The sequence below is a fragment of the Bradyrhizobium sp. MV1.5 genome, from assembly GCF_055807615.1.
The window spans coordinates 1-25,694 of record NZ_JBVVPL010000049.1; the positions used below are offsets into that span (position 1 = coordinate 1).

The 25,694-nt window shown below is 63.5% G+C and carries 27 protein-coding genes; 16 read left to right on the top strand and 11 right to left on the bottom strand.

Annotated features, from left to right (window positions below; translation table 11 throughout):
• Positions 1–356 precede the first annotated feature (356 nt).
• Positions 357–1,763, bottom strand: a complete 1,407-nt coding sequence (locus tag AC0L2J_RS30100) for a DHA2 family efflux MFS transporter permease subunit (RefSeq protein WP_473395423.1) — start codon at positions 1,761–1,763, stop codon at positions 357–359.
• A 196-nt stretch (positions 1,764–1,959) separates the two neighbouring features.
• Between AC0L2J_RS30100 and AC0L2J_RS30105 the strand changes: the two genes are divergently transcribed.
• Positions 1,960–2,268, top strand: coding sequence for a hypothetical protein (locus tag AC0L2J_RS30105; RefSeq protein ID WP_473395424.1), 309 nt, complete (start codon positions 1,960–1,962; stop codon positions 2,266–2,268).
• Positions 2,269–2,288: 20 nt separating this feature from the next.
• Positions 2,289–3,176: a sigma-70 family RNA polymerase sigma factor gene (locus AC0L2J_RS30110; RefSeq protein ID WP_473395425.1), complete on the top strand. Its 888-nt coding sequence runs from the start codon at positions 2,289–2,291 to the stop codon at positions 3,174–3,176.
• A 202-nt stretch (positions 3,177–3,378) separates the two neighbouring features.
• On the opposite strand, the gene AC0L2J_RS30115 is transcribed toward AC0L2J_RS30110, so the two are convergent.
• Complete coding sequence (locus AC0L2J_RS30115) at positions 3,379–3,903, bottom strand: winged helix-turn-helix transcriptional regulator (RefSeq protein ID WP_063995035.1); 525 nt, start codon at positions 3,901–3,903, stop codon at positions 3,379–3,381.
• A gap of 224 nt (positions 3,904–4,127) precedes the next feature.
• On the opposite strand from AC0L2J_RS30115, the gene AC0L2J_RS30120 reads away from it, so the two are divergent.
• A complete protein-coding gene (locus AC0L2J_RS30120) occupies positions 4,128–4,865 on the top strand; it encodes an SDR family oxidoreductase (protein WP_007614048.1) in 738 nt (245 codons plus the stop codon).
• Between the two features lie 32 nt (positions 4,866–4,897).
• On the opposite strand, the gene AC0L2J_RS30125 is transcribed toward AC0L2J_RS30120, so the two are convergent.
• A complete protein-coding gene (locus tag AC0L2J_RS30125; protein ID WP_473395426.1) occupies positions 4,898–5,797 on the bottom strand; it encodes an SMP-30/gluconolactonase/LRE family protein in 900 nt (299 codons plus the stop codon).
• 58 nt (positions 5,798–5,855) lie between these two features.
• Positions 5,856–6,515: a GntR family transcriptional regulator gene (locus AC0L2J_RS30130; protein ID WP_473395427.1), complete on the bottom strand. Its 660-nt coding sequence runs from the start codon at positions 6,513–6,515 to the stop codon at positions 5,856–5,858.
• A gap of 229 nt (positions 6,516–6,744) precedes the next feature.
• Between AC0L2J_RS30130 and AC0L2J_RS30135 the strand changes: the two genes are divergently transcribed.
• The 7 genes from AC0L2J_RS30135 to AC0L2J_RS30165 all read left to right on the top strand — a co-directional run bounded on the left by AC0L2J_RS30135 (position 6,745) and on the right by AC0L2J_RS30165 (position 11,796).
• Complete coding sequence (locus tag AC0L2J_RS30135) at positions 6,745–7,761, top strand: TRAP transporter substrate-binding protein (RefSeq protein WP_473395428.1); 1,017 nt, start codon at positions 6,745–6,747, stop codon at positions 7,759–7,761.
• Between the two features lie 76 nt (positions 7,762–7,837).
• Positions 7,838–8,347 (top strand): TRAP transporter small permease, encoded by a 510-nt coding sequence (locus tag AC0L2J_RS30140; RefSeq protein WP_007614042.1) that lies wholly within the window; start codon positions 7,838–7,840, stop codon positions 8,345–8,347.
• A gap of 61 nt (positions 8,348–8,408) precedes the next feature.
• Positions 8,409–9,689 carry a TRAP transporter large permease gene (locus AC0L2J_RS30145; protein WP_007614040.1) on the top strand — a complete coding sequence of 427 codons (1,281 nt, stop codon included), beginning with the start codon at positions 8,409–8,411 and terminating at the stop codon, positions 9,687–9,689.
• Positions 9,690–9,721: 32 nt separating this feature from the next.
• Complete coding sequence (locus tag AC0L2J_RS30150; protein ID WP_007614037.1) at positions 9,722–10,216, top strand: type II 3-dehydroquinate dehydratase; 495 nt, start codon at positions 9,722–9,724, stop codon at positions 10,214–10,216.
• Positions 10,217–10,230: 14 nt separating this feature from the next.
• Entirely contained in the window at positions 10,231–10,887 is a 657-nt protein-coding gene (locus tag AC0L2J_RS30155) for a hypothetical protein (RefSeq protein ID WP_473395429.1), read from the top strand.
• 147 nt (positions 10,888–11,034) lie between these two features.
• Complete coding sequence (locus AC0L2J_RS30160) at positions 11,035–11,196, top strand: DUF2934 domain-containing protein (protein WP_007595988.1); 162 nt, start codon at positions 11,035–11,037, stop codon at positions 11,194–11,196.
• Positions 11,197–11,508: 312 nt separating this feature from the next.
• Positions 11,509–11,796, top strand: coding sequence for a DUF2934 domain-containing protein (locus tag AC0L2J_RS30165; protein ID WP_063996830.1), 288 nt, complete (start codon positions 11,509–11,511; stop codon positions 11,794–11,796).
• A gap of 277 nt (positions 11,797–12,073) precedes the next feature.
• On the opposite strand, the gene AC0L2J_RS30170 is transcribed toward AC0L2J_RS30165, so the two are convergent.
• On the bottom strand, positions 12,074–12,805 hold the full coding sequence (locus AC0L2J_RS30170; RefSeq protein WP_063995039.1) for a DUF3750 domain-containing protein: 732 nt from the start codon (positions 12,803–12,805) through the stop codon (positions 12,074–12,076).
• A gap of 121 nt (positions 12,806–12,926) precedes the next feature.
• Between AC0L2J_RS30170 and AC0L2J_RS30175 the strand changes: the two genes are divergently transcribed.
• The gene (locus tag AC0L2J_RS30175) at positions 12,927–13,187 is read left to right on the top strand and encodes a hypothetical protein (protein WP_007614033.1); all 261 of its coding nucleotides are present in this window, start codon (positions 12,927–12,929) and stop codon (positions 13,185–13,187) included.
• A gap of 158 nt (positions 13,188–13,345) precedes the next feature.
• Here AC0L2J_RS30175 and AC0L2J_RS30180 read toward each other — a convergent pair whose 3' ends face one another.
• A complete protein-coding gene (locus AC0L2J_RS30180) occupies positions 13,346–13,576 on the bottom strand; it encodes a hypothetical protein (RefSeq protein WP_473395431.1) in 231 nt (76 codons plus the stop codon).
• Between AC0L2J_RS30180 and AC0L2J_RS30185 the strand changes: the two genes are divergently transcribed.
• Complete coding sequence (locus AC0L2J_RS30185; protein ID WP_473395432.1) at positions 13,575–16,691, top strand: DEAD/DEAH box helicase; 3,117 nt, start codon at positions 13,575–13,577, stop codon at positions 16,689–16,691. The genes AC0L2J_RS30180 and AC0L2J_RS30185 overlap by 2 nt on opposite strands.
• 3 nt (positions 16,692–16,694) lie before the next feature.
• On the opposite strand, the gene AC0L2J_RS30190 is transcribed toward AC0L2J_RS30185, so the two are convergent.
• From AC0L2J_RS30190 to AC0L2J_RS30205, 4 genes are all read right to left on the bottom strand, one after another.
• Positions 16,695–17,966 (bottom strand): DUF892 family protein, encoded by a 1,272-nt coding sequence (locus tag AC0L2J_RS30190; RefSeq protein WP_473395433.1) that lies wholly within the window; start codon positions 17,964–17,966, stop codon positions 16,695–16,697.
• A 146-nt stretch (positions 17,967–18,112) separates the two neighbouring features.
• Positions 18,113–18,406 (bottom strand): hypothetical protein, encoded by a 294-nt coding sequence (locus AC0L2J_RS30195; RefSeq protein ID WP_063996831.1) that lies wholly within the window; start codon positions 18,404–18,406, stop codon positions 18,113–18,115.
• Positions 18,407–18,511: 105 nt separating this feature from the next.
• Positions 18,512–20,749: a glycogen debranching protein GlgX gene (gene glgX, locus AC0L2J_RS30200; RefSeq protein ID WP_473395434.1), complete on the bottom strand. Its 2,238-nt coding sequence runs from the start codon at positions 20,747–20,749 to the stop codon at positions 18,512–18,514.
• 43 nt (positions 20,750–20,792) lie between these two features.
• Positions 20,793–21,050 carry a DUF3606 domain-containing protein gene (locus AC0L2J_RS30205; RefSeq protein WP_007614018.1) on the bottom strand — a complete coding sequence of 86 codons (258 nt, stop codon included), beginning with the start codon at positions 21,048–21,050 and terminating at the stop codon, positions 20,793–20,795.
• Between the two features lie 262 nt (positions 21,051–21,312).
• On the opposite strand from AC0L2J_RS30205, the gene treZ reads away from it, so the two are divergent.
• The gene (gene treZ, locus AC0L2J_RS30210) at positions 21,313–23,124 is read left to right on the top strand and encodes a malto-oligosyltrehalose trehalohydrolase (protein WP_473395435.1); all 1,812 of its coding nucleotides are present in this window, start codon (positions 21,313–21,315) and stop codon (positions 23,122–23,124) included.
• 63 nt (positions 23,125–23,187) lie between these two features.
• The gene (locus AC0L2J_RS30215) at positions 23,188–24,045 is read left to right on the top strand and encodes an SDR family oxidoreductase (RefSeq protein ID WP_473395436.1); all 858 of its coding nucleotides are present in this window, start codon (positions 23,188–23,190) and stop codon (positions 24,043–24,045) included.
• A gap of 87 nt (positions 24,046–24,132) precedes the next feature.
• On the opposite strand, the gene AC0L2J_RS30220 is transcribed toward AC0L2J_RS30215, so the two are convergent.
• The gene (locus AC0L2J_RS30220) at positions 24,133–24,648 is read right to left on the bottom strand and encodes a YciE/YciF ferroxidase family protein (protein WP_063995046.1); all 516 of its coding nucleotides are present in this window, start codon (positions 24,646–24,648) and stop codon (positions 24,133–24,135) included.
• Between the two features lie 85 nt (positions 24,649–24,733).
• Here AC0L2J_RS30220 and AC0L2J_RS30225 point away from each other — a divergent pair, with 85 nt between their 5' ends.
• Positions 24,734–24,928, top strand: a complete 195-nt coding sequence (locus AC0L2J_RS30225; RefSeq protein ID WP_007614011.1) for a hypothetical protein — start codon at positions 24,734–24,736, stop codon at positions 24,926–24,928.
• Between the two features lie 123 nt (positions 24,929–25,051).
• Positions 25,052–25,234, top strand: coding sequence for a hypothetical protein (locus tag AC0L2J_RS30230; RefSeq protein WP_156527006.1), 183 nt, complete (start codon positions 25,052–25,054; stop codon positions 25,232–25,234).
• Positions 25,235–25,694: the final 460 nt, after the last annotated feature.

Genomic DNA, 25,694 nt, shown 5'->3' on the forward strand with positions numbered 1-25,694 from the left:
GAGCACGGCATAAGCCGTCCGACCATCGCGCAGGGAAGGCCGAGTGATTGGCACCACCTGTATGCTGCTGTGCGGTTCTTTTGCGCTACATCTTCGCGCAGCGGACCGCGGGTGCGAGGTCAGCACCCGGCCTTCCCTGCGCCCTCTTGGATTTGAGGGTGGAGTGACCAGGCAAACCTCGGGCGAATTTCGCCGCGAGAATGCGAAAGCGTGTCCTGCGGATTGCAATGCGTGTCAGAGGACTGCGATGCCTTCCACCAGATGTCGTTTTCATTTTGGAACGACGCTTCATGATCAGAAAGAAGGGTGGCGACACAAGGCGCCAGCCCGATAACAAAACTCCGGTGTTGTCAGCCTCACGCATCTTGCGGCGCCGCTGCTCCGGCGGTCCGTCGCCGTGCCGGTAGGAAACACCCCGCAATCGCGCCGGCCAGCGACAGCGTTGCGGCGAGGCTCATCGCCGCGGCAAATCCGCTCTCGAAATGAGCGGCCGAATCGACCCCGCCATGGGCCGAGAAGTTCGCCACCAGCGCGGCGATGCCGAACATGCCGCCGAGGAAGCGGCCCATGTTGAAGATGCCGGACGCCTTGCCCATTTCGGCCACCGCGACCGAGCTCAGGATGGCGTTCTGGGCTGCCGGCATCGCCATCGAGACACCGACGCCGGCCAGCACCAGCGGCGCGACCAGAGCGGAGTAGGCAACCGCGGGGCTCACGATCTCCGCGATCCAGCCGAGGCCGATCGCCTGCATCAGCAATCCCGTCACCACCAGCGGCCGCTCGCCGAACCTGTTGACGACCGCGCCGGCGATCGGGGCGGTGACGAACAGCGTCGCTGTCCAGGGCAGCAGGCGAAGTCCGGCGCCGAAGGCGTCGAAGCCCAGCGTGGTCTGGAGGAACTGCGGCAGCAGGAACAAGACTCCATACATCGCGGCGTAGAACAGCACGCTTGCGGACATGCCGGAGGCAAGCGCGCGCGATGCGAACAGCCGCATCGGCACCATTGGCGCGGCCGCGCGCAATTCCCAGAGCACGAAGCCGGCCGTGAACACCAAGCCTGCCATCAGCGTGGCCATGATTTCGGCGCTCGCCCACCCCACGGCGTTGCCGCGCAACAGGCTCCACACCCAGGCCAGCGCCGCAAGCGCAACAAGCACCAGTCCGGGGATGTCCAACGCGGCGGCCGGGCCGAAGCTTTCGCGCAACCGTGCCAGCACCAGGGCGATCGCGATCAGGCCGATCGGCAGGTTGATCCAGAACACCCAGCGCCAGCCGAAATGTTCGGTGATGAAGCCGCCGATGGCGGGGCCGATGATCAGCGCGCAGCCGGTGATGCTGGCGAAAATGCCGAGCGCGCGGGCGCGCTCCTCGCGGCCGAACGTGCCGCTCAGGATCGCCATCGCCAGCGGCATCACCAGCGCAGCGCCGGCGCCCTGCAGCGCACGGGCGGCGATCAGCGCGGTGGCACTGCCTGCCAGCGCACAGGCCGCCGATGCAACGACGAACAGGGCGATCCCGGTCGCGAACATGCGGCGGCGACCGAAGCGGTCGCCGAGCGCGGCCCCGGTCAGGAGCAGCACGGCAAAGGTCAGGTTGAAGGCGTTGACGGTCCATTGCAGCGTTTCGACCGGGCTGCCGAATTCGGCGCGGATGGTCGCGAATGCCGTCGTGATGATCATGGCGTCCAGCGCCATCATGAAGGATGCCAGCGCGGTGATGCCGAGCACCCAGTTCTGCGCGGCGCGATCGGTCGGGGTCTGCATCGCCCTGTCTCCGTGTGTCGCGCCAGCCTGTCGCGGCGCGTTCTGCGGGTGAGACGAGGGCTGAGCGGCAAAGGATGCGCCCAAAAATAATTTGTTCCGGGCCGCATCCTTCGCCGACCGGCAAACGTCTTGGGGTGATGCGGCCATTTGCGCGATTTTGAGCGAACCAGGTCGCGACATGAGCAAGGAGCGCGCGATGAGAAGGACGTTGATAAGGTACAAGGCCAGGCCGGAGCTGGCCGATCGGAATGCCGAGCTGGTTTCGGCCGTATTTGCGGAATTGAAGGCGGCCGGGCCGGACGGTGTGCGCTATCTGACGCTGCGGCTGGAGGACGACACCTTCATCCATCTTGTCGAGGCCGCGACCGAGGACGGCTCGAGCCCGATCCCGAAACTCAAGGCGTTTCAGGCCTTCCAGGACGGCATCCGTGACCGCTGCTCCGAGCCGCCGCTGGTTCGTGATGTGAGGATCGTCGGTAACTATCGTATGCTGGACGAGTCCTGACCAAGCGAAGCGGAGGAGCAATGGCGCCAGACCCCCTGGCCACCGTCGATGTCGAGGCCCTGCTGGCGCGGATGCGGCCGAAGCTGCATCGCTACTGCGCCCGCATGGTCGGCTCGGTCATCGACGGTGAGGATGTGCTGCAGGATGCGCTGATCAAGGCGATGGAAGCGCTGCAATCGGTCACGCCTGTCAATATGGAGGGCTGGCTGTTCCGCATCGCGCACAACACCGCGCTGGATTTCCTGCGCCGCCGCAACCGGCAGGAGGCGCTGCATTCGGCCGAGGAGGTGGAGATGATTGCCGACCGGCTCGATGATGTGGAAAGCCGCCAGATCGCAGCGACCAGCCTGCGCACCTTCATGCGGCTGCCGGTGGCGCAGCGCTCCAGCGTGATCCTGATGGACGTGCTCGGCTGCTCGCTTGCCGAGGTCTGCGACATCATGGATTTCAGCCTGCCGGCGGCGAAGGCCGCGCTGCATCGCGGACGCACGCAGCTGCGTGAGTTCGCCGGAGAGCCGGACGACGTGTCGCAGCCGGGCCTGTCGGAAGCCGATCGGACGCGGCTCAACGCCTATGTCGGCCATTTCAACGCCCGCGACTTCGACGCGATCCGCGCCATGATCGCCGACGACGTCAGGCTCGAGCTCGTCAACCGCACCAGGCTGAAAGGCAAGGCCGAGGTGTCGAACTATTTCGGCAATTATTCGAAGGTCAGCGACTGGCACCTGGTGACGGGGCAGGTCGAGGGACGTCCCGCGATCCTGGTGTTCGATCCGAATGAGCCGAGCGGGCGCGCGAAATATTTCATGCTGCTCGACTGGTCCGCCGGCAAGCTCGCCACCATCAGGGATTTTCGTCACGCGGCCTATGTTATCGATGGTGCGCAGTGCGTGGTGGATAGAGGGTGAACTCGCCCATGTGCTTTTCGCGCAGCGGACTGCGGGTGTCAGCCGGCCCCCGGCCTTCCCTGTGCCCTCTTGGATTTGAGGGTGGAGCGACGAAGAAAAGCTCGCGCGAAGGCGCCGCGGGGACGAGAGTTCATGCCCGTTTGAAAGATCGGACGCACCATTTTCAGGGATATGTCAACGTTGCTGGCGCTACGCGGCCAGCTCACGCGGCGCTGCGGTGGGCCTTTGCCTTTGTCTTTGCCTTGGGCTTCTCCGGCGCCGTCGATGCCGGGATGCGTCGAGCACCTGGGCCGGGGTGGGTATGAACCTCCTTGGCCAAAAGCGGCTCGCCGCATTCGGAGCAAACCATGACCGGATCGAAGTCCTTGCCGCATTTGCGGTGTTGATGCAGCAAAGGTCGTCCGCGCGCGTCGACCATATGGGTGTCGCCCCAGTGCACGATCGCCATCATGATCGGATAGAGATCGAGCCCCTTCTGGGTGAGGATGTATTCGTGCCGCTTGGGCGAGTCCTGATAGGGGATACGACGCAACACGCCCTGCCGGACCAGCTTCTTCAGCCGTTCGGCGAGCAGGTGGCGCGTGATTCCGAGCGAAGACTGAAACCCCTCGAAACGGCGCGTGCGCAGGAAGCATTCACGCAGGATCAGAAGGGTCCAGCGGTCGCCGATCACGCCGATGGTTCGGGCCATCGAACACGGCTCGTCCTCCAGCTCACCCCATTTCATTCCAGATCTCCACTCTGCCCGCGGCTTCTGCGCGAATCGTCCAGGAAGCCTTTGGTGTTGTTACCATTCTAAATCGGAACTGACTGTGAAACAATGTCTTTGAAAGGCTAAATCAGATGGGAAAATCGCGCAGAAATTGACAGTTCGTTTTCAGAACTGTAAGATAATATGCGGCCTGGATGATGGTCCGACGACCGGATCCAGACCTGACCGGGAGAAGACCCTTGCAAAAGAGAAACGCGACCGTGGCCGTGATCGGCGCCGGTGATTTTATCGGCAGCGAGATTGCAAAGAAGTTCGCCTCCGAGGGCTTTACGGTGTTTGCGGGACGCCGCGACGGCGCCAAGCTCGAACCGCTCGTCAAGGAGATCGAGCAGGCCGGCGGCGAAATTCACGCGCGCGCGCTCGATGCGCGCAAGGAAGACCAGATCATCTCGTTTCTCGGCGATGCCGACAAGCACGCCCCGCTCGAGGTTTGCATCTTCAACGTCGGCGCCAACGTCAACTTTCCGCTTCTGGACACGACCGAACGGGTGTTCCGCAAGGTCTGGGAAATGGCTTGCTATTCCGGCTTCCTCGCCGGCCGCGAGGCAGCGCGCCTGATGCTGCCCCGCGGCCAGGGCAATATCTTCTTCACCGGTGCGACGGCGAGCTTGCGCGGCGGAAGCGGCTATGCGGCCTTCGCCAGCGCCAAGTTCGGGCTGCGGGCGGTCGCGCAAGCCGCGGCGCGCGAATTGGGCCCGAAGAACATTCACGTGGCGCATCTGATCATCGATTCCGGCGTCGACACGGAATGGGTCCGGCAACGGCGGATCGAGGCGCTCGGTCCGAACGCGCTTGACAATCCCGACCTCCTGATGCCGCCATCGTCGGTCGCCGAATCCTACTGGATGCTCTATCAGCAACCCAAGAGCGCATGGACCTTCGAGCTGGAGATTCGTCCCTTCGGCGAGAAATGGTAGCGAAGCCGGCTCACGATGACCCGTGCAAAGGTTCAGGATGAATTGCCGAAGCGGTGTTCTGGAAGTCCCTGTGCGATGCCATCGATGGCCAGAACATGACCCGCTTGGGGTTCGCGGCCCAATTGCTCGCGATCCAGAAACTTTCTCGCCGTCGTCACGAACAGGGTCTTCAGATCGGCTCCGCCGAAGCACACGCAGGTCGGGTTGGTCGCCGGCACCGGAATGACGGTATCGATCCGGCCGTCCGGCCGATAGCGCACCACCCGGCCGCCGGAGAAGAATGCGGTCCACAGTCCGCCCGCAACGTCGATGCACGCGCCGTCCGGCCTCTCCCCGGAGGCGCTGTAGTCCGCGAACAGCTGTCTGTTGCGGATCACGCCGTCGTCGAGATCGAAGTCGAACTGCCAGGTGCGGTATCGCCTCGTATCCGTGAAATAAAGTGTGCGATTGTCGGGCGAGAACGCGATTCCGTTCGTCACGATGACATCGCCGAACATGTGCGTTGTCCGGCCGTCCGCCTCCACCCGATACAGCGCCCCGTTCGGCCGATGCAGCTGGTTGTCCATGGTGCCGATCCACAGCCGGCCCCGCGCGTCGACGCGTCCGTCATTCAGGCGGTTGTCGCGGCCGCTTTCGACCTCACAGAGCTGGCCTGGAGGACCGCCACTGGGCGAGTGGCGATAAAGCCCCAGATCCTGCGCGAGCAGGTGGGAGCCATCTGCCGTCAAGGCCTGACTGCCGAGCGAGTTGCACGCGTAGGGAAAGACCTGATGCGCGCCGGTCGCCGGATCGAAGGATTGATGCAGCCGCCGGTCGATGTCGACCCACCACAGCTTGCGCGAGCGGTCGCACCACAATGGCGTCTCGCCGAGGATGTCGCCTGCGGCGACCGCGGTCTCGACCCGATGCGCGGGGATCATGTCAGGAGTCATCCCGAAATCCGATTGCAGCGACGAGCGCTGTCTCCGAACGACGTCAGGCCGCGGACGATCAATCCTCGTTCCAGGAGGCGAGGGCGTGCGCGACGCAGCCGTTGATGTGGTCGGTGAGCACGGTTTTAGCGCCTTTGATGTCGCGCTTGAGCGCGCAGTCCAGCAGCGCCTTGTGCTGGTTGATCGTCTCCGCGCCGCGGTAGCGCAGCGCATAGCGGAAATATTTGTCGAACACGATCGCGTGGGTCTGCATCAGCTCGCGCGAACCGCAACTCGAGATGAGAGCCTGGTGGAATTCGCCATCGTAGCGTTTGCGCAGCTCGGGATCGTCCCCCTCCTTGAGGACCGTGCGTTCGGTGGCCGCCAGCTTGTGATGCGCGGACACCACGCGGCCCTCCCACTCGACGTCGCCGGCACGAAACGACTCGGCCATTGCATGCTGCTCCAGCAGGATACGCAGACCGGCGAGCTCACGCAGGTTCTGGATGGATATCGGCGCCACCTCGAAGCCGCGCTGGCCCTCCGCGACCACGAATCCCTCGGAGGTCAGACGATTGAGGATCTCGCGCAGCGTGGAGATGCTGACGCCGTAGTCCTCCTTCATGGCGTCGAGCTTGAGACGTCCGGACGGCGTGAGCACCCCGAAAATGATGTCGGCCCGGATGCGCTGATAGCCGCTGTCGCCCGCCGACAGGGGCCGTTCCTCGAGTGACGTCATGCCTTCTGATCCCGCCTGTCCCGGTCGGTCGGCCACTTCGGAGGCGGCCGAACCATCAATGTTGCCAGCAATATAGCAGATTTCCAGTGTCAGACGTATAGTAAATCATCATACGAAACAAAGATCGTCATTTGACATGGAAATATATGTGTGATGTCTAAATAGACTGAGGGTACGAAAAATGATGGCTTAAGCCGCCGTTCGCGCCCGTTCGAACAGGGAGGAAACGATGAGCTTGTTGGTACGGGCGCTGTCTGCGACGGCGATCTGCGTGGCGCTGACGGTCGGTGCATCCGCTGAGGACATTCAGGAGCGCACGATCAGGTGGGGACATCTGAACAACACCGATCACCCCGTCAGCGCGGGGGTGCAGAAATTTGCGGAGATCCTGCTGGCGAAGAGCGGGGGCAAGATGAAGGTCCGTGAGTTCGCGGCCTCGCAGCTCGGCAACGAGCTGCAGCAGCAATCGGCGCTGCGCGGCGGTACCCAGGAAATGCTGTCGGCCTCGACGACGTCGCTCGCAACCGTCGTGCCGGAGTTCGGCCTCATCGACTTTCCGTTCATCGTGAAGACTATCGAGCAGGCCGACGCGCTCGGGACCGGCAAATTCGGCACGTCAATGCTCGATACGTTGCCGCCGAAGGGGCTGATCGGTCTGGGATATTGGGGCCTCGGATTCCGCAACGTCACCAATAGCACGCGGCCGATCACGAAGGTCGAGGATTTCAACGGCCTCAAGCTTCGCGTCATTCCCAACCCGGTCTACCTCGAGACCTTCGGATCATTTAAGGCCAATCCCGTTCCGATGGCCTTCGGCGAACTCTATTCCGCATTGGAGACCCGCACCGTCGACGGCGAGGAGAACCCCTTCACGGTCATTCTCTCCAACAAGTTCTACGAAGTGCAGAAATACGTCTCCGCCACCAATCACACCTTCACCCTGAACATCATCCTGGTGAGCAAGGCGTTCTGGGACAAGCTCTCGCCGACCGAGCAGCGCCTGATGCGCGAGGCGTATGAGGAGAGCCGAGGCTATCAAAAGGAGCAGACGCGCCTTCAGACCGAAAAGGCCCTCTCCGAATTGCAGGCGAAGGGCATGCAGTACAACACCGTTGCGCCGGAAGAGCTCGATCGCATGCGCAAGACGGCGCAGCCGGTGGTCGACAAGATTGCCGCCAGTCTCAAGCCGGACGCGGTCAAGCTCTTCAACGACGAGCTCGACCGCATCCGCAAGGACGTGAAATAGTCGACCTTGTCAGCATGCATAAGTAGGAGCCGACCGGTCGGCCGGCTCTTGAACTGACCTTGCCCGGACGGCACGTATGGCGCGATTTCTCGACCTCTATTGCACCCTGCTGAAGGGTATCATTGCCGCATTTCTTGCGGTGATGGTGGTGCTGGTGTTCGGCAACGTGGTGCTGCGCTACGGCTTCAACTCCGGTATCGCGATTTCCGAGGAGCTGTCGCGCTGGCTCCTGGTCTGGCTGACTTTCCTCGGTGCGGTCGTGGCAATGCGTGAGCACGCCCATCTCGGCGTCGATAGCCTTGTGCGGATGCTGCCGGCTTACGGCAAACGCATCTGCTTCATCGTCAGCTATGTCCTGATGCTGTTTGCCGACTGGCTTCTGCTCTCGGGAAGTTGGCGTCAGACGATCATCAATATCGACGACCGCGCGCCGGCGACCGGCCTGTCACTCGGCATCTTCTATGGCGTGGGCGTGATTTTCGGCGTTTCGGCCGGAGTGATCCTTCTCTACGACCTGTTCCGTGTCATGTCCGGACAGGCCAGCGAAGCCGACATGGTGGCCGTCAGGGAATCGGAGGAGCACTGATGCTGTCTCCCCGTATCGTGCCGCCCGGCGCTCTCATCCTGGAAATCACCGGGATCACGCGATGACCATTGCCGTCTTCACCTTCTCGCTGCTCGGCGCCATGGCGCTGGGCATGCCGATCGCCTTTGCGCTGATCGTCTGCGGCGTGGCCCTGATGAGCACGATCGACATGTTCGACGCGCAGATCGTGGCGCAGAACGTCATCAACGGCGCAGACAGCTTTCCGCTCATGGCCATTCCCTTCTTCATGCTCGCCGGCGAGGTCATGAACAAGGGCGGCCTGGCCAAGCGAATCGTCAACGTTGCGCTCGTCGCGGTCGGCCATTTTCGCGGCGGACTTGGTTACGTAACGATCCTCGCGTCCTGCATCCTTGCGTCGCTCTCCGGCTCCGCGGCAGCCGATGCCGCGGCGCTGGCCGCCCTGCTGGTGCCGATGATGGTGGCGGCGGGTCACAAGAAGTCCTATGCGGCGGGTCTGGTGGCGGCCGGCGGCATCATCGCGCCCGTGATTCCGCCCAGCATCGGATTCGTCATTTTCGGTGTCGCCGCGGGCGTGTCGATCTCAAAACTGTTCCTGGCCGGGATCGTCCCGGGGATCTTGCTCGGGGCAGGGCTCTGCCTGGCCTGGTGGTGGGTGGTGCGCCGGGAGAACCTGACGCCGCCGCCAAGGGCATCGCTCTCGGAAATGGTGAAAGCGGTGGTCGACGGCTTCTGGGCGTTGATGCTGCCGGTCATCATCATCGTCGGCCTGCGCTTCGGTATCTTCACCCCGACCGAAGCCGCAGTGGTCGTCGCCGTCTATTCGCTGTTCGTCGCGACCTGCATCTATCGGGAACTGAAACCGTCGCAGCTTTACGAGGTGTTCGTCTCCTCGGCCCTGACGACGAGCATCGTGATGTTTCTGGTGGCAGCGGCGCTGGTATCGTCTTGGCTCATCACCGTGTCCGAGATTTCGGCACAGATCGTCGCCCTGCTCAAGCCTTTCATGGGCAACAACACGCTCCTGATGCTTGCGATCATGGTCGTGGTGGTGATCGTGGGAACGGCCCTCGACATGACGCCGACCATCCTCATCCTCACGCCGATTCTGATGCCGATCGTCAAGGCGGCGGGCATCGATCCCGTCTACTTTGGTGTTCTCTTCATCATCAACAATGCGATCGGCCTGATCACGCCGCCGGTCGGTATCGTGCTCAATGTGGTTTGCGGTGTCTCCAGGATCAGCATGGAGGATATCATCAAGGGCGTCTGGCCCTTCTTGATTGCGCAGCTCGTGGTTCTGTTCCTGATGATTCTGTTCCCGGGGCTCGTAACAGCCCCTGCCAAATGGTTCGCCGGCTAGACGCGTCGGCAACAAAAGAAGGACAAGCGAAAATGGCCGCAAGGATCATGATCCTCAACGGACCCAATCTTAATTTCCTCGGCATCCGCGAGCCCCACATCTACGGCTCGACGACGCTCGATGAGATCGAGGCGAGCTGCCGCGCGCTGGCCGACCAGCTCGGCGTTTCGATGTCGTTCCATCAATCGAACATGGAGGGTGAACTCGTCAGCCTGATCCAGTCCGCCCATGGCAACGCGGACGTCATCATTATGAATCCCGCGGCCTATTCATTCACCTCGATCGCGCTGATCGATGCGCTGAAGATTTTCGAGGGTGTGAAGATCGAGGTGCATATCTCGAACATCCACGCGCGGGACGAGCTGCACCGCCACTCGATCACGTCGAGCGCCTGCACGGCGGTCATTTGCGGACTGGGTCCCTATGGCTATCTCGCCGCGATGCTCGCGGCCGTCCAACGGCTGGGGCAATTGCCTGAGACCATTGCACCGGCTCTGCGCGGGCTTGCGGCCGGCGGCAAGGCGTAGGCATGGAGGGCGCAATGCGCGGCACGGGATTTCTCGCCATCTGGAGCGACGTCGAGGCTCACGACCTGACCGACTACCGGCATTGGCTGACGCGTGAGCACACGACCGAGCGCGTAACGACGAAGGGGTTCCTGGCATCGCGTGTCTTCCGCGCGGCAAGGGACGACATCAACCGCTTCTTCATTGTGTATGAGCTGGAGACGCCGGAGGTCCTCGACGGCGAGGCCTATCTGGCGCGCCTCAACGCACCGACGCCGTGGTCCCAGCGCATCATGCCGAAGCTCGGCAATTTCATGCGGGGCGGGGGCGTCATGATCGCGCGGGCAGGGCGGGGCGAAGGCGCATCGATCGTGGCGCTGCGGATCGAGACGTTGCCGAAAGATCCCCAAGGTCTGGCTCAGACGTTCGTTGCGTGCGACGGGGTTGCCGCGGTGCAGATCGGCGCGACCGACGAGGCGCGGACATCGGTGCGGACCGCTGAGAAGGGCATGCGGACGAACGAGGGCTTTTTCGCGGGGCTCTTGCTGATCGAGGCGCTCGACGTCTCGTCGCTGCAGGCCGCCTTGCTCAAAGCCGCGGAAATTGCCCCCGACGTCATGGCCGTGGCGAGCGAGCCGGAAGTTTATCAAAGCATGTTTGCGCTCGACGCCCGTATCGCGGATTTCGGCTGATGACAACGTTCTCGCTAGGAACTCTTGCGCACCATTGAGGCTTGACTCAGCGGGCCAGCGTCGCCGCCGATTTGCTGGCCTGCACGGCCCCGCCTCCAAGCCCCCATACCCCCCAGGGTGGGGCCGTGTCTCTTCGCAGGAGACACAATGCCCGAGCCAACCGATCACGACATCAGAGAACGCGCGCACCGCTTGTGGGAACAGGCGGGCAAGCCGGAAGGCCGCGAGGAAGAGTTCTGGCACGCGGCCGAGCAGGAGCTGCGCAACGAGGACAAGTCGAACCCCATGCGGACGCCGGATACGCTGTGACCAACAAGAGGTGCCCATTCTGCCACGGTCTGGGATGGGTCTGCGAAAACCATCCGCTCCGCGCCTGGAGCGACGAATTGGGCGGCTGTCGATGCGGTGAGGGCATGCCCTGCACCTGCAACGCGACGGAAGATCCCGAAACAAGGGCGGTGATCGTCGAAGCGGACACGACGTGGCATTGAAGGACCTGGCATTGAAGGACTTAGCATTGAAGGACCTGGCATTGAAGGCGGAACAGAGCCTTCCAGCAGGAATTGAGGTTGTGAGCAGCACGGGCTGCGACGCAGGCCCGTGGCTACGGCGGGGTTTGCGGTGGACGAGCGGCAAAAGATAGAGCACCAGATCGAACTCGCAACGCGAGCGGCAGCCCTTGTCAAAGACGAAACCACTGTCCAGCGATTCAGGACGTTCGCCGAGGAGCTGAAGCAAAAGCTGCTTCGCATGATGCGGCGCGGCAAGGTGCGAGCGCGCGCGTACGAACTCTGGGAGCAGGCCGGTCGCCCGGTCGATCGGGACGTGGAGTTTTGGCTCGAGGCCGAACGGCAGATCGAAGAAGAGCGCGATCAGCGGAGGCCCTCGGATTGCTCAGACAAACGGTAGAAGTTCCGGTAGCCACATCGGCAGCGAACAAGCTTCAGGCCGCGCGTTCCTGGACAGAGAAAAAGCCGCCGAGTTCTTCACCTGGCGGCTTCAAAAGTCCGTAGCTGTTGGTCGCCTCTCCAGCCTCGTGCGTACCGCCGTTACCTTGTTTGCGGCCATGCAAGTTCAGTCTAGGCCAAGGCGCTCGATTCTGCTGTGACCTGAAGCACACATTGGAAGGACGATGTCGGCAAGCCTGGGAGGGCACCGACTTTGATGGGACTGCTCCGTCATTGCTTTACGCGCCGGCCGCGACACCCAGGCGGCCTATGCCTGGAAGCTTCAGCGCGGGGCGGCGGATGTCGAGGCCGAGCACCGCGCCGAGGAAATTGATCTCGACCCCTTCGACCCAGCCGATGGTCATGCCGAGATAGCCCGACAGCGAAGCGTAGAGTCCGGTGCCGGACGCCGTGATGCCGGCCCAGCGTCCGCTGTAGGGAAAGTCCTTGCCGATGGCGGTCGGCGGCAGCACAGCGCGTAGCTCGGGAACGGCGTCGAGCGCCGCCTGCACGAAGGTGTTGGAATTCGGTCCCGGCCAGGCGCTGTAGTCGCCATAGGCGCGGAACCTGTAATTCTCGATGACGGCGCGGATCTTGGGAATCAGCGCTTCGGCCCGCGCGCCGTCGACGGCGACGACCGTTTCCGGGAGGGCGCCGAACCAGCGGCCGTCGGGCGCAAAGCCGTTGCTGCGAACAGGGTCGCCCCAGGCCGTGTAGTCGTATCGGCTGTACGTCGGGGCGCCCTTCTCCTTGACGACAATCCAGGTGTGGACGGCAAAAATACTGCGCCAGCGCACGGTGCGCGCGGCGAACACGCGGATCAGCGCATCCGGATTGGCGGATGCGGGCGGCAGCAGGCCGGCGCTGGAGCGATCCGCGGTCTGCCAGTTGCCGCGGCCGTCGCCGCGCAAATAATAGCGGCCGGCCGATACGCCGATCGGCAGGAAGATCAGCAGCAGGAACAGAATCAAGAATTTCCTCAAGGGCAAATGGCGGTCGGGCGGGACGATGCCACCAATATAGTTCGCAAGGCACGCCGCGCCAGCGCTCTCCTGCTCTTGCATTCGGGTGGTGCGGCCATATGTTGCGTCCATGAGGAAGTTGTCGCTCGTCGAGGACCAGGCCATCCAGGCGCGAATCGCGTACATCGCGGGCGCCGAGATTTTCGATCGCCTGTTCGCCGGCATCCGGTTCGACGAGATCGACGGTAATCTGCTGTTTGCCATCGCCAGCGACGAGGACTGCGCGGCCGAGATCGAGGACGAGTTCTCGCACCAGCTCGCCGTGGTCGCAACGCAGATCCTTGCGCAGAGCGTGGACGTGGTCGTGGTGCTGCCGAAGGTCCTGCAATAGCCGCCTGGCCGTTAGCTTCTGCCCGCTCAGGCCGCTTGCCTTCCCCCGCTGTCTCTGCTTTTCAACGCAATTGCAAAATTGTAATGACGTCACTGGGCGCTCAGGCCCGAGGCGCGTTATCGACGGAGCTCGACGGGAGGGCTCGTCGTCGCTCGCCTCTATTTGCGAAACAAAGTTGGATACACATTGGCGCCCACCAGGAAAGCCCGGGCCACCACCGGCGCGATAAAGACAAAAAGCAAGAGCTCGAAAAGCAAAGGCTCGATAAGCAAAAGCGCGAAACGCAAGAGCACGAAGAGCACGAGCTCGAGAAGCACGAGCTCGACAAGCCAGCGCCTGGACAAGAGCGCCTCGCGTTCCGCGGTCGCCTCCTCATCGCCGCTCGGCATGCTGGCGCTGCATCTGCTCGAGCAGTGGGAGAAGTCCGGCCGCGACGGCCTCGTCTTCCTCTGCGACGACGAGAGCAGGGCGGAGCGACTGGGCGGTGTGATCCACGCCCTCGATCCCTCGGTCGACGTGCTGGTGTTTCCGCGCCTGAACACGCTGCCCTTCGACGGCCTCGAGCCCTCCCGCGAGATCGCGGGCCGGCGCAGCTCGGTGCTGCGGCGTCTCGCCAAGGCAAAGAAGCCCGTCTTCCTGGTGTCCACCGCGGAAGCGATCATGGAACGGCTGCCGCTGCCGGCGAGCTGGTCGCGGTCGAGCCTCACGCTGAAGGTGGGCGCGCCCTATTCCGGGCCCGAGCTGGAGACCCGCTTGGAGGCTCTCGGCTACGATCTCGACGAAGAGGCGGAGTATCCGGGCGGCGTCCTGTTCCACGGCAAGACGTTCGAAGTGTTTCCCGCTGGCGCGCTCGCTCCCTTCCGGATCGAGCATTCCGGAGACACGATCCGCAAGATCGTCGCCGTCGATCCCATCGAGCACGAGGTCGTCTACGAGACCGCCGAATTGATCATCGATCCGATGTCCGAGCGGATCGCGCTGGGAGCTACGCGCGGACAGCGGGCGACTCTGCCGGATTATTGCAGCCGCGCGCGATGGATCGCGGATGCCGGGGTATCGACCCACGCCGAGAGCTGGCTGGGCACGATCGAGGACGCTGCCGGCCGCAGGGATGCGGAGCGCGAGTATCTGGGGCAGGCGGACTGGAAGCAGCTGAAGAAGCGCATCAGCGTGCTGCCGCGCAAGGCCGCCTTCATCTCGACGCCGGAGTTCTCGAAGCTGGCCTCGCCGCGCAAGGCGCTTCGCGCCTTCGTCGCCGACATGCAGCGCGGCGGATCGCGGCTGCTGTTCGTCGCAGCCGTCGAGGACGACCTTCGTGCGATGGAGCGCATGAGCGGCATCAAGGCGGAGCGGCTGGCCGATTGGAGCGAGGTGACGAAGGCACGCAGCCGCGAAGGCGCGCTGCTGGCCGATTTCGACGCGGGGTTCATTGGCGCCGGCCGCAAGCCGCTCGTCGTCGTGACCGCCTCCGACGTGCTCGGCAGCCGGGCCCATCATCCCCAGCCGATGGCGCGCGCCTGGAACCCGGCGTTCGATCATCCTGATGTGCCCGAAAAGGGCGCCGCCATTGTCCATCTGCAACGAGGGCTCGCCGTGCTCGATGGCTTGCAGACCCTCGACATGGGCAAGGGATCGCGACGCGAGATGATCAGGCTCAAATTCGCGGGCGACAATGCCGTGCTCGTACCGCCGTCCGATCTTGCCGTGATCTGGCCCTATGCCGGCGAGCCCGGCAAGCTGACGCTCGACAAGGCGGACGGCAGCAGCTGGTGGGCGCGGCGCACCGAGGCGGAAGCGGAAATCCAGGTCGCCGCCAAGGCTCTCGCCAAACACATCAGCCAGCGCCTCCGCCGTCGTGCACCCAAACTGGTGCCACCGGGGCCGGCCTACGAAAAGTTCGTCGCGCGGTTCCCCTATTTCACGACAGTGGACCAGGGCCAGGCGATTCAAGACGTCCTCGACGATCTTGCGGCGGGCCATCCGATGGACAGGGTGATCTGCGGTGACGTCGGCTTCGGCAAGACCGAGGTCGCGCTGCGGGCGGCGGCCGCAGTGGCGCTGTCGGGCAAGCAGGTGGCGATCGCCGCGCCGACGACCGTGCTGGCGCGGCAGCATGTCGAAACCTTCCGCAAGCGGTTCGGCCCTCTCGGCATCGAGGTGGGAAGCCTGTCGCGAGCCAGTTCAGGCCCGGAGACGCGAGAGACCAAGGAGGGGCTGCGGCGCGGCGCGCTGAAAGTCGTGGTCGGCACGCAGGCGCTTGCGGCAAAGGACGTGAAGTTCGCCGACCTCGGCCTCGTCATCATCGACGAAGAGCAGCATTTCGGCGCAGCGGAGAAGGCGAAGCTTTCAGGCCTCGCCAAGGGAGCCCATTCGCTGTGGATGAGCGCCACGCCGATCCCGCGCACGCTCGCGGCGGGACTTGCCGGCTTCCGGGATCTCAGCGTGATCGCCTCGCCGCCGGTTCATCGCCTTCCCATCGTGACCAGGATCGCGCCGCTGTCCGACGCTGCCATCGCCGCGGCGCTGCTGCGCGAGCGCAGGCGGCATGGTCAGAGCTTTCTGATCTGCCCGCGCATCCAGGATCTGGAGCCGATGCTGGCCCGTGTGCAATCGGTGGCACCGGAGCTGCGCATCGTCTGTCTTCACGGCAGACTGCCCGTGGACGAGATCGACGACCGCATGATGAGTTTCGTCGATGGCGAGGCGGACGTGCTGTTGGCGACCAATATCGTGGAAAGCGGTCTCGATATTCCGCGCGCGAACACCATCGTGGTGTGCTGGCCCGAAAAGTTCGGACTTGCGCAGCTGCATCAGCTCAGGGGACGGGTGGGACGCGGCGGCACGCGCGCCTTTGCCCATCTGCTGACGGAGTCGACCTCGGAGCAGTCCGAGAAGCGTCTGGCGGTGCTGGAGGAGTTCAGCAAGCCGGGTGCCGGCTTTGCGATCAGCGAGCGCGACCTCGACCTCAGAGGCGCCGGCGATCTGTTCTCGGAACAGCAGTCCGGCCACGTCCAGGTGTTCGGACCGGTGCTCTACAGTCATCTGCTGAAGCGGGCGTCCGAGCGAGGCAGCGATACCGGCGCCGATCTGTGGGTGCCCGATCTCAATATGCCGTTGGCTGACATGTTGCCTGAAGGCTACGTGCAATCGGAAGCGGTCCGGCTCGAGATCTATGGCCGCGCTGCCAGGTGCCGAAACGACGACGATCTGGAAGATCTGGAGGAGGAGATCTCGCGTCGTTTCGGCAGGCTGCCGCCGGAGGCCCGCGACTTCTTCGCATCCGCCAGGCTCCGGATCGATTGCAAGCGGCGCGGCATCGTCAGGCTCGATGTCGGGCCCGAGGCCGTCGCCGCGACTTTCCTGCCGGGGCGGCTGCGGAAATCCAGGGGGAAGTCGCAGGCGGGAGCGCTACAGCGCGACGGCGACCGCGTCGTCTACGCCGGTCGCCGTGATCAGGACCCGTTCAGGCGCGTCGAGGAATTCCTCGAACTCCTCGACGCCTGAGGATCATTCGGTCTGCTCGACTGCCGCGGGCATTTTCGCCACCGACATCAGCGAGCGAGCCACCTGGTTGAGGAGCTGATCGGCGTTCTCCTCCTCGGCGAGTGATTTCGACAGCAGGGCGACAATGGCACTGTGGCGAAGCTGCTGGGCGAGGTTGCGCGCCGTGGTGTAGCCCGCGATCTCGTAGTGCTCGACGCGCTGCGCCGCGCCGATCAGGGCGAGGTCGGCCGCCGCGTCCTCCTTGTCCTCGCCCTCGGCCATGATCTCCTGGCCTTCCTCGACGAGGCCCATCATGCCCTTGCAGGGCTTGGCGCGGGCGGATTTGCCGAGCATTTCGAAGCATTGGTTGATGCGCTCGACCTGCGCTTCGGTCTCCGCGAGGTGCTGCTCGAACAGCTCGCGCAACTGGTCGAAGCGGGCGGCCTCCGCCATCTTGGGAAGCGCCTTGGTCAATTGCTTCTCGGCATGCAGGATATCGCGCAGCTCGTTGATGAGCAGATCGCCGAGACCGGCTTCGTCCGCCGGCGGCGAGCTCTCGGCGACGATGGCCGAGGCCGGACCCGGTTCGCCCGCCTGGATTGCCGGCGAGTCCGTGAAGACCCAGTCGCCGCCCTCGTTCCATGGGCCACGCGTGTCGATCTCGCCATGATCGCCGGCACCGGTGGAATCGTTGAAGAACTGGTCGACGAGGCCGGGCGTCGGGGCAATGCGGCCGATGCTGAAGGCCGGCTTGCCCATGCTCTCGAGCGCCAGCGCGAACGCCTTCATGTGCGTGATCTCGCGGGTCATCAGGAACTGCAGCGCGTCCTTGCTGCCGGCGTCGTCGCAGAAATTGATCAGCCGCTCGTAGACGATCTTGGCCCGCGCCTCTGCGGCGATGTTGCTGCGCAGATCGACGTCGAGCTCGCCGGTGATCTTCAGATAGTCGGCGGTCCAGGCATTTCCCTGCGAGTTGAACAGATTGACTCCGCCGCCGCCCGCGATGGCGATGAGGGGATCGGCTTCGGCCGCCTGGCGGTCGAACTTCGAGGGCTTGAGATGCATCCGCGCCAGCGTGCCGACCACTTCCAGATGGCTGAGCTCTTCGGTGCCGATGTCCATCAGGAGGTCCTTGCGATCGGGATCCTCGCAGTTCAACCCCTGGATCGAGTACTGCATCGCGGCAGCGAGCTCGCCATTGGCGCCGCCGAACTGCTCCAGCAGCATGTTGCCGAAGCGGGGATCCGGCTCGTCGACGCGAACGGTGAACATCAGCTTCTTGACGTGATGATACATGGTGGACTCTCGGTGCAGGAGGGAGTGGAAAGAAGGTGAGTCCCGAACGGGCGGCTTCAGCGTTCGTTCCTAGCGAAACGACCTGCGCCGATGATATCAGGCGCAGGTCGTTCGAAGTCGATCGGCAGGATTGTGGACGTGTTCGTTTAGCGCTGGTCCGGACGCTTGGCGGGCGGCCCATTCTTGTTGCCCGGTGCGCCCTGAATATGCGACGGGTCCTGCGATTGCACGGCGGTGTTGCCAGTGGAATTCGTCGAGCTCGATCCGACGGTTTCACCGGGCTTGGCGGCCGGACCGTTCTTGTTGCCGGGTTGTCCGGCAATGCCGGCACCCGAATTATGCGCGCTTGGCGCGGACGAAACGTCAGGTTTGCTGGCCTGCGCCAAAGCTGCTCCGGGCAATGCGAGGGCAGCGAGGATAACGACACCTGTGAACTTCATCTCGGTGTTCTCCGATGGATGCCCCATCTCCTCGAACGCCGGTAACCTGCGTGCGTTCCCTGTCGTCATCAACTCGAAAACGTCTGCTCGCACTATCATGGCGAATTATCCGGGCAGTGGCGCCTCCACGACGTCCAGCAGCGCGCCGAGGCCCTGTCGCAAACGGCGCGTGGCGATGCTCTCGGTGGCGAGACCGAACACCACGAGGGATCGCCCGGTCATCGCATAAACGTGCCCGAAGTCGAACGCGGGCATCTGCCCCTCCGGTTGATTGGTGTCGATCAACCCGACCCAGCTGCGTCCCTCGGCGACCGCGGGCAAGGTGAAATTGACGACGTCGTGATGAGCATTGTAGATCAGCAGCATGGTTGCGTCCGAGCCGCGGCGCTTGATCCCGGTCTCCTGGGCGCGGCCGTCGAGCAGCAACGCGAAACATTTGGCGTTGCCGTCCTGCCACTGCTCCGTCGTCATTTCCTCCCCGGACGGCGCGAGCCACGTCACGTCCTTCACGTCCAGCTCTTCATTGTGGGAGCCGACCAGGAACCGGCTGCGGTAAAGAATCGGAAACGCCTTGCGCGTGGCGATCAGCTTGCGCGTGAATTCGCGCAGGCTGCGGCCGTTGGCGGTGATGCCCATCCAGTCGAGCCATGTGGTCTCGTTGTCCTGGGCGTACGCGTTGTTGTTGCCGTGCTGGGTGTGTCCGAATTCGTCGCCGGCAAGCAGCATGGGCGTGCCGTGAGACAACAGCATGGTCGCCAGCAGATTGCGCTTCTGGCGCTCGCGCAGCGCAATGATGTCCGGATCGTCCGTCGGTCCCTCGGCGCCGCAGTTCCAGGAATGATTGTTGCTGTGGCCGTCGCGATTGTCCTCGCCATTGGCTTCGTTGTGCTTGTCGTTGTACGAGACGAGATCGTTGAGATTGAAACCGTCATGGGCGGTGACGAAGTTGACGCTGGCCCATGGCCGGCGTCCGCGCTTGTTGAAGAGATCGCCGGATCCGGACACGCGCTTGGCGAAGTCCGCGATCGTGCCTTCGTCGCCCTTCCAGAAAGCGCGCACGGTGTCCCTGAACTTGTCGTTCCACTCCGCCCATCCCGGCGGAAACTGGCCGACCTGATAGCCGCCCGGACCGATATCCCAGGGCTCGGCGATCAGCTTGACGCTGGAGAGCACGGGGTCCTGGCGGCAGGCGTCGAGAAAGCCGCCGCCTTCGTCGAAGCCATAGGGCTCGCGTGCCAGAATGGTGGCGAGGTCGAAGCGGAAGCCGTCAACCCGCATCTCGGTCGCCCAGTAGCGCAGCGAATCCGCGACCAGTTGCAGCACGCGCGGGTGCGACAGGTTCACCGTATTCCCGGTACCGGTGTCGTTGATGTAATAGCGCCGCTGGTCCGGCAGCAGGCGGTAATAGCTGGCGTTGTCGATGCCCTTGAATGACAGGGTCGGGCCGAGCTCGTTTCCTTCGGCGGTGTGATTGTAGACGACGTCGAGGATGACCTCGATGCCGTGGGCGTGGAACTGGTTGACCATGGCCTTGAATTCGTTCGCGAACGGCGTCTTGAGGTAACGCGGCTCCGGGGCGAAGAAGGCGAGGGAGTTGTAGCCCCAGTAATTGCGCAGGCCTTTCTCGACCAGATAGCTGTCGTCGACGAAGGCATGGATCGGCAGCAATTCTGCACTGGTGATGCCGAGCGATCGCAAATAGGCCGGAACTTCCGAATGCGCGAGACCGGAGAACGTGCCGCGATCTGCGTCCGGTACCAGCGGATGCAGCTGGGTAAAGCCCTTGACGTGCATCTCATAGACGATCGTCCGCTCCCATGGCACTTCCGGCTTGCGCGCGGCGCCCCAGGTGAAGGCCGGGTCGATGACGCGGCATTTCTGCATCAAGGGCGCGCTGTCGCGTTCGTCGTAGGAGAGATCCTTGTCGGCATGGTCGAGCTGGTAACCAAACAGCTCCGGTCCCCAGCGCAACCGGCCGACCAGCTGCTTGGCGTAGGGATCGAGCACGAGCTTGTTGGGATTGAAGCGGTGTCCCGCGTCGGGTTCGTAGGGGCCATGGACGCGGTAGCCGTAGACGGTGCCGGGACGGGCCGCGGGCAAATAGCCGTGCCAGACTTCGTCGGTATATTCGGGGAGCTCGATCCGCTCTAATTCGGTCTCGCCGTCGTCGTCGAACAGACAGAGTTCGACCTTGGTCGCATGGGCGGAAAACAGCGCGAAATTGACGCCGAGCCCGTCCCAGGTGGCGCCGAGCGGAAACGGCTTGCCCTCGCTGATGCGGGAGCGGCGCAGGCTTGAGGCCGCTCGCGTCAGGGCGTCATCCGAATGTACTTGTTGATCCATCGTTCCCCCCGAACAGCCCTTCAAGAATTTGGTGCAGTTGCCGTCACTTCCGCGTCGCCTGCTCGCCGACGGTCGCCGAAGCGATCACGGCGACAGGAGGCACATCGTCCGGCTTGGGCAGCGTGGTTGCCCTTTGCAGCGCCGCCTCCTTGCTGATGGCCGCAATCGAGTTGCCGGTCCGCTCGACGATGCTGGTCAGCTCCGCGTCGGACAGTCCGAGACGCTTTCTGACGAGGCGCACCTGAGTACGGTCGGCCAAGTCGAGCTTGTTGCGGATCGGTTGCGGCTTCGGGCGGCGCATGGCGAGAACTCCTGTGTAGAATTGCAACCGTCGCCCACGCGATTCCGTTCCCCATTTGCAACAGTGATCTTCCCCACCCATCGTCGCCGCACCTCGGCCCAAAAGTGCCCACAACGGGTGTGGCGCCGGCCTGAGGAACGAATGCCTGCATCTCGGCTTTTCCCGTCCTGAGCATGCTCAAGCGATCGTAAAATCGAGCCTCGCGAAGCGTGCTGTTACTTCCAGCCACGCAAAGGCGGCCAGTTTGAGTCACAGATTGGGAATGGCCGGGCAAGCGCGACACCATGGTCCTCGATGCCTCGATCACGGGGTCTGCTTCAATCTCTGGGCGCCAACGGCGCAATCGGTCGAATTGCTCGAGGCCGGCCGGCCGCCACTCCGGATGACGCGCGACGAGGACGGCTGGTACCAATCGTTGAGTCCCACCGCGCATGTCGGCACGCGCTATCAGTTCAGGATCAACGGAGACCTGGTCGTTCCCGATCCGGCCTCGCTCTTCCAGCCCGACGACGTCGGGGCGCCGAGCGAGGTGATCGACGCCGCGGCGTTCCGGGATTCGGTGCTCTATCCCGGCCGCCCCTGGGCGGAAGCCGTGATCTACGAGCTGCATGTCGGCACCTTCAGCGAGGAAGGCACCTATGCCGGCGTCGAGAAGAAGCTGCCCTATCTGCGCGATCTCGGCATTACCGCAATCGAGCTGATGCCGCTCAATGACGTCCCCGGCCGGCACAATTGGGGCTATGACGGCGTGCTGCTGAATGCGCCGAATGCACGCTACGGCAGGCCGGAAGACCTCAAGCGGCTGTTACGCGCGGCGCATGCCCTCGACATCATGGTCTATCTCGATGTCGTCTATAACCATTTCGGGCCGCAGCTGAATTACCTGCACCTCTATGCGGAAAGCTTCTTCACCACGCGCCACAGCACCAGCTGGGGCCCGGCCGTCAATCTCGAGGGACACGACGGCGCGTTCGTGCGCGAGTTCCTGATCGAGAACGCGTTGATGTGGCTGCGCGACTACGGGTTCGACGGCTTGCGGCTGGACGCCGTTCACGCCCTGAAAGACGATTCCGACCGCCATTTCCTGATCGAGCTTGCCGAGACGGTTCGCAGTCAGCTGCCGGGCCGGCGCGTGCATCTGATGCTGGAGAACGAGGCCAATCAGGCCCGCTTGCTCGACCGAGCGCAAGGGCGAACCCGGCTCTATGACGCGCAATGGGGCGATGATTTTCACAACGCGCTCCACGTCCTGCTGACGGGCGAGGACGAAGGCTATTATCGCGCCTTCGCAGACAGGCCGCTCGAACATCTCGCGCGAGCGCTCACCGAGGGCTTTGCCTATCAGGGCGAAGTCTTTCCGCTGCATGACGAACCGCGCGGCGAGCCGAGCGCGCATCTGCCGCCTGAGGCCACCATCTTCTTCGCCCAGAACCACGACCAGATCGGCAACCGCGCGTTCGGGGAGCGGCTTTCCGCGCTGGTAAGTTCGGAGAAGCTGGACCAGGCCGTGGCGCTGGTTCTCTTGAACCCGCACATTCCGATGTTGTTCATGGGTGAGGAAGCCGCGGCCGAGACGCCATTCTTGTTTTTCGCCGACTGGTCCGGCGAAGCTGCCGAGCTGACGCGGGAAGGGCGGCGCAAGGAGTTCGCGCATTTCAAGGCGTTCTCGACGCCCGACATGCGCGCCAGAATTCCGGATCCGTGCGATGAAAAAACCTTCGCGGCATCGAAGCTCGACTGGACCGGCATCGACCGCTCTCCCGCCAGCGCCAGGTTTCGCGGCCTCACAACCCGATTGCTGAAGCTACGGCGCGAGAAGATCGTGCCGCTGATCAAACGGGGTTTCGTGTCGGCTAGTTGCAAGTTGCTGGGAGAGGACCAGCGTAAGGGCGGCCTGGACGCTCGTTGGCGGACGGAGAACGGAGACATCTTGCAGATTGTCGCCAATTTCGCGGACGGCGAACTGCCCATGCCGGCGCTGGTTGCGGGCGAGAGCCTATGGCGATCGGGCGCGGCCGAGGCGCCGCCCCTGTTGCCGAACGACATCATCGTGCGGCTTGGCCAGGAGGCGTGATGGAACCGCGAGGAACGCTTCCGAAAGCTTTCCGTTAGCGGAGTAAATCTCTGGAGCCGCTTCATGACTGAATATCCAAAGCCGCCTTTCCCGCCGCAGCAGCAATCGATGCCCGGCTCGACGCGCGCGATGAATCCTCGACCGGATCACGGCGAGGAAAGTTACAGGGGCTCCGGGCGGCTGGCCGGAAAGAAGGCAATCATCACCGGAGGCGACAGTGGCATCGGCCGCGCGGTCGCGATCGCCTATGCCCGGGAAGGTGCCGACATCGTCATCGCCTACTTGAACGAAGAGGAGGATGCCGCCGAGGTCAAGACGCTGGTGGAGCGCGAGGGACGCAAGGTCGTCCTGATCCCCGGCGACATCCGCAATCCCAATCATTGTCGCGCAATCATCCAGCGCACCGTCGAGACGTTCGGCGCAATAGACATCCTCGTCAACAACGCGGCGCATCAGGACACCTTCAAGGAGATCGCTGATATCAGCGACGAGGAATGGCAGCGGACGTTCGAGACCAACATTCACGCCATGTTCTATCTCACCAAGGCTGCGGTCCCCCACATGCGCCCGGGAGCGGCGATCATCAACACCGCGTCGGTGAACTCCGACATGCCGAATCCCACCCTGCTGGCTTATGCCACGACGAAGGGCGCCATTCAGAACTTTACCGGCGGCCTTGCCCAGATGCTGGCGGCGAAGGGCATTCGGGTCAATGCGGTCGCCCCGGGTCCGATCTGGACGCCGCTGATTCCATCGACGATGCCGGAGGACAAGGTCAAGAACTTTGGCAAGCAGGTGCCGATGCAGCGGGCCGGCCAACCGGCCGAACTCGCGACCGCCTTTGTCATGCTCGCCGATCCGCTCTCGAGCTACACATCGGGAGCGACCTTGGCGGTCACCGGCGGCAAGCCGTTCATTTGACCGAACCTGCAACGAGAACGTGGCAGCCCCGCGGGGCCGCCACGTCCAGTACGTCTTCACCAGCACGCCGTGACCAGCAGGTCGCGATCAAGCAGCGCTGGACGCCTTGGCATTGACGCCCTTGCGAAGCGCCACCGTGTTCAGCTTGGTGTTGGCGGCCTTCTCTTCGTTCAGGTTCGTCGTGAGGAAGCGCACGATGTCGTCGTGCCCGAGTTCCTCCGCCCAGGCGATCAGCGTGCCGTAGCGGCACATTTCATAATGCTCGACGGCCTGTGCGTTGGCCACGATCGCGGCGTCGAGCACGGCCTTGTCCTCGATTTCGCCCGCGGTCTCATCGGCCTCCTTGATGATGCCGTCGATGGCGGGACAGTGTGTGCCACTGGGCTCCTTGCCGAGTTTCGCGAATGCCTTGCCGAGCCTGTCGATCTGCTTGTTGGTCTCTTCCAGATGGGCTTTCAGTCCGGCGACGAGGTCTTTGTTTGTCGCCTTGTCGATCATCTTCGGCAGCGCCTTGAGGATCTGCTGTTCCGCGTAATAGATGTCCTGCAGCCCGTGCAGCAGCAGGTCTTCCATCGATTTGATGTCCTTGGTGAAGAAACCCATAAACGACACTCCTTTAACAATGATGGAACTGGAACGCCGCACAGCCCTAGCTGTTCCATTCCCGTGATTAGATCAGGAGAGCCGAATGAGTGATGGTGCGGATCATCTTGCGGGCCTGCTCGGACGGGCGGCGATGGACGTGTGGGGTGACATGCCGCGCGACATCCAGGAAGCGCTGTTCGAGACCGCCATGAAGGGGCGTCCTGCGGAGCGGGAAGAACTCGCGCGGCTGCTGCACGAGCGGCATCCCCGTACGCTGCATCCGGCGCGGCCGGGCTGACGCCGCGGGGGGAACGATCGCGCAAGAAGCCGATTTGTAAAATGGGGGAGGCGCGGTGAATGGGATTCGACGAAGCCCGCGAGCCGTAGCTCCGCCCAGAATCAAATCGGTGAGTCGATCGGCGTGACTGAAATGATGATCGGAAAATGGTACGACCCGATCTCCCAGAGATGGATCGTGCCGCGTGAAGCGCACCCGGTGGCGGGCTATTCGCAGTCCAACCCGGAGAAGGGTCCGGAAACCCGCGCATCGGGCGAGGCGCAGCGGATATGGGACCTGTTGGTCGATTGCTGCGCGCGCGGGTGATTCCCGAGCCGCACCATCATTGGCTTGTGCTGTCGGCAATTCACAGAGTGATGACATAGACCGCGAAGGCAATGATGAGCGCCAGGCTTACGACGGCGGTGCTGATCAATATCTTGCCCATGGCGCGTCCGTGCTGTCTCGCCGCGTCAATGAAACAGTCGCCCTTTTCGTTCCGAACCGTCAGCTGAAGGCTCCGACTGTTCACATGTGAACAAAGCACGTCGGTACCAAATGGCTTGAACTATATCATTTGATATAGATATGGCTGCGCCCGCTCTTATCATTGGCAATCCGGAAAGGCACCGCGTGGTGCCGTGACATGGAGACCCGATCGTGCTCAGGCGGCGTCGCGTTCAGCAAACCACCACGCTTCAAGAGCGGCTTGCGGAGTTCACCAGGACCATCCGCAAAAAGGCCGAGTCGTTGCCCGACGGCAAGGAGAGGGATGAGCTCATGAAAC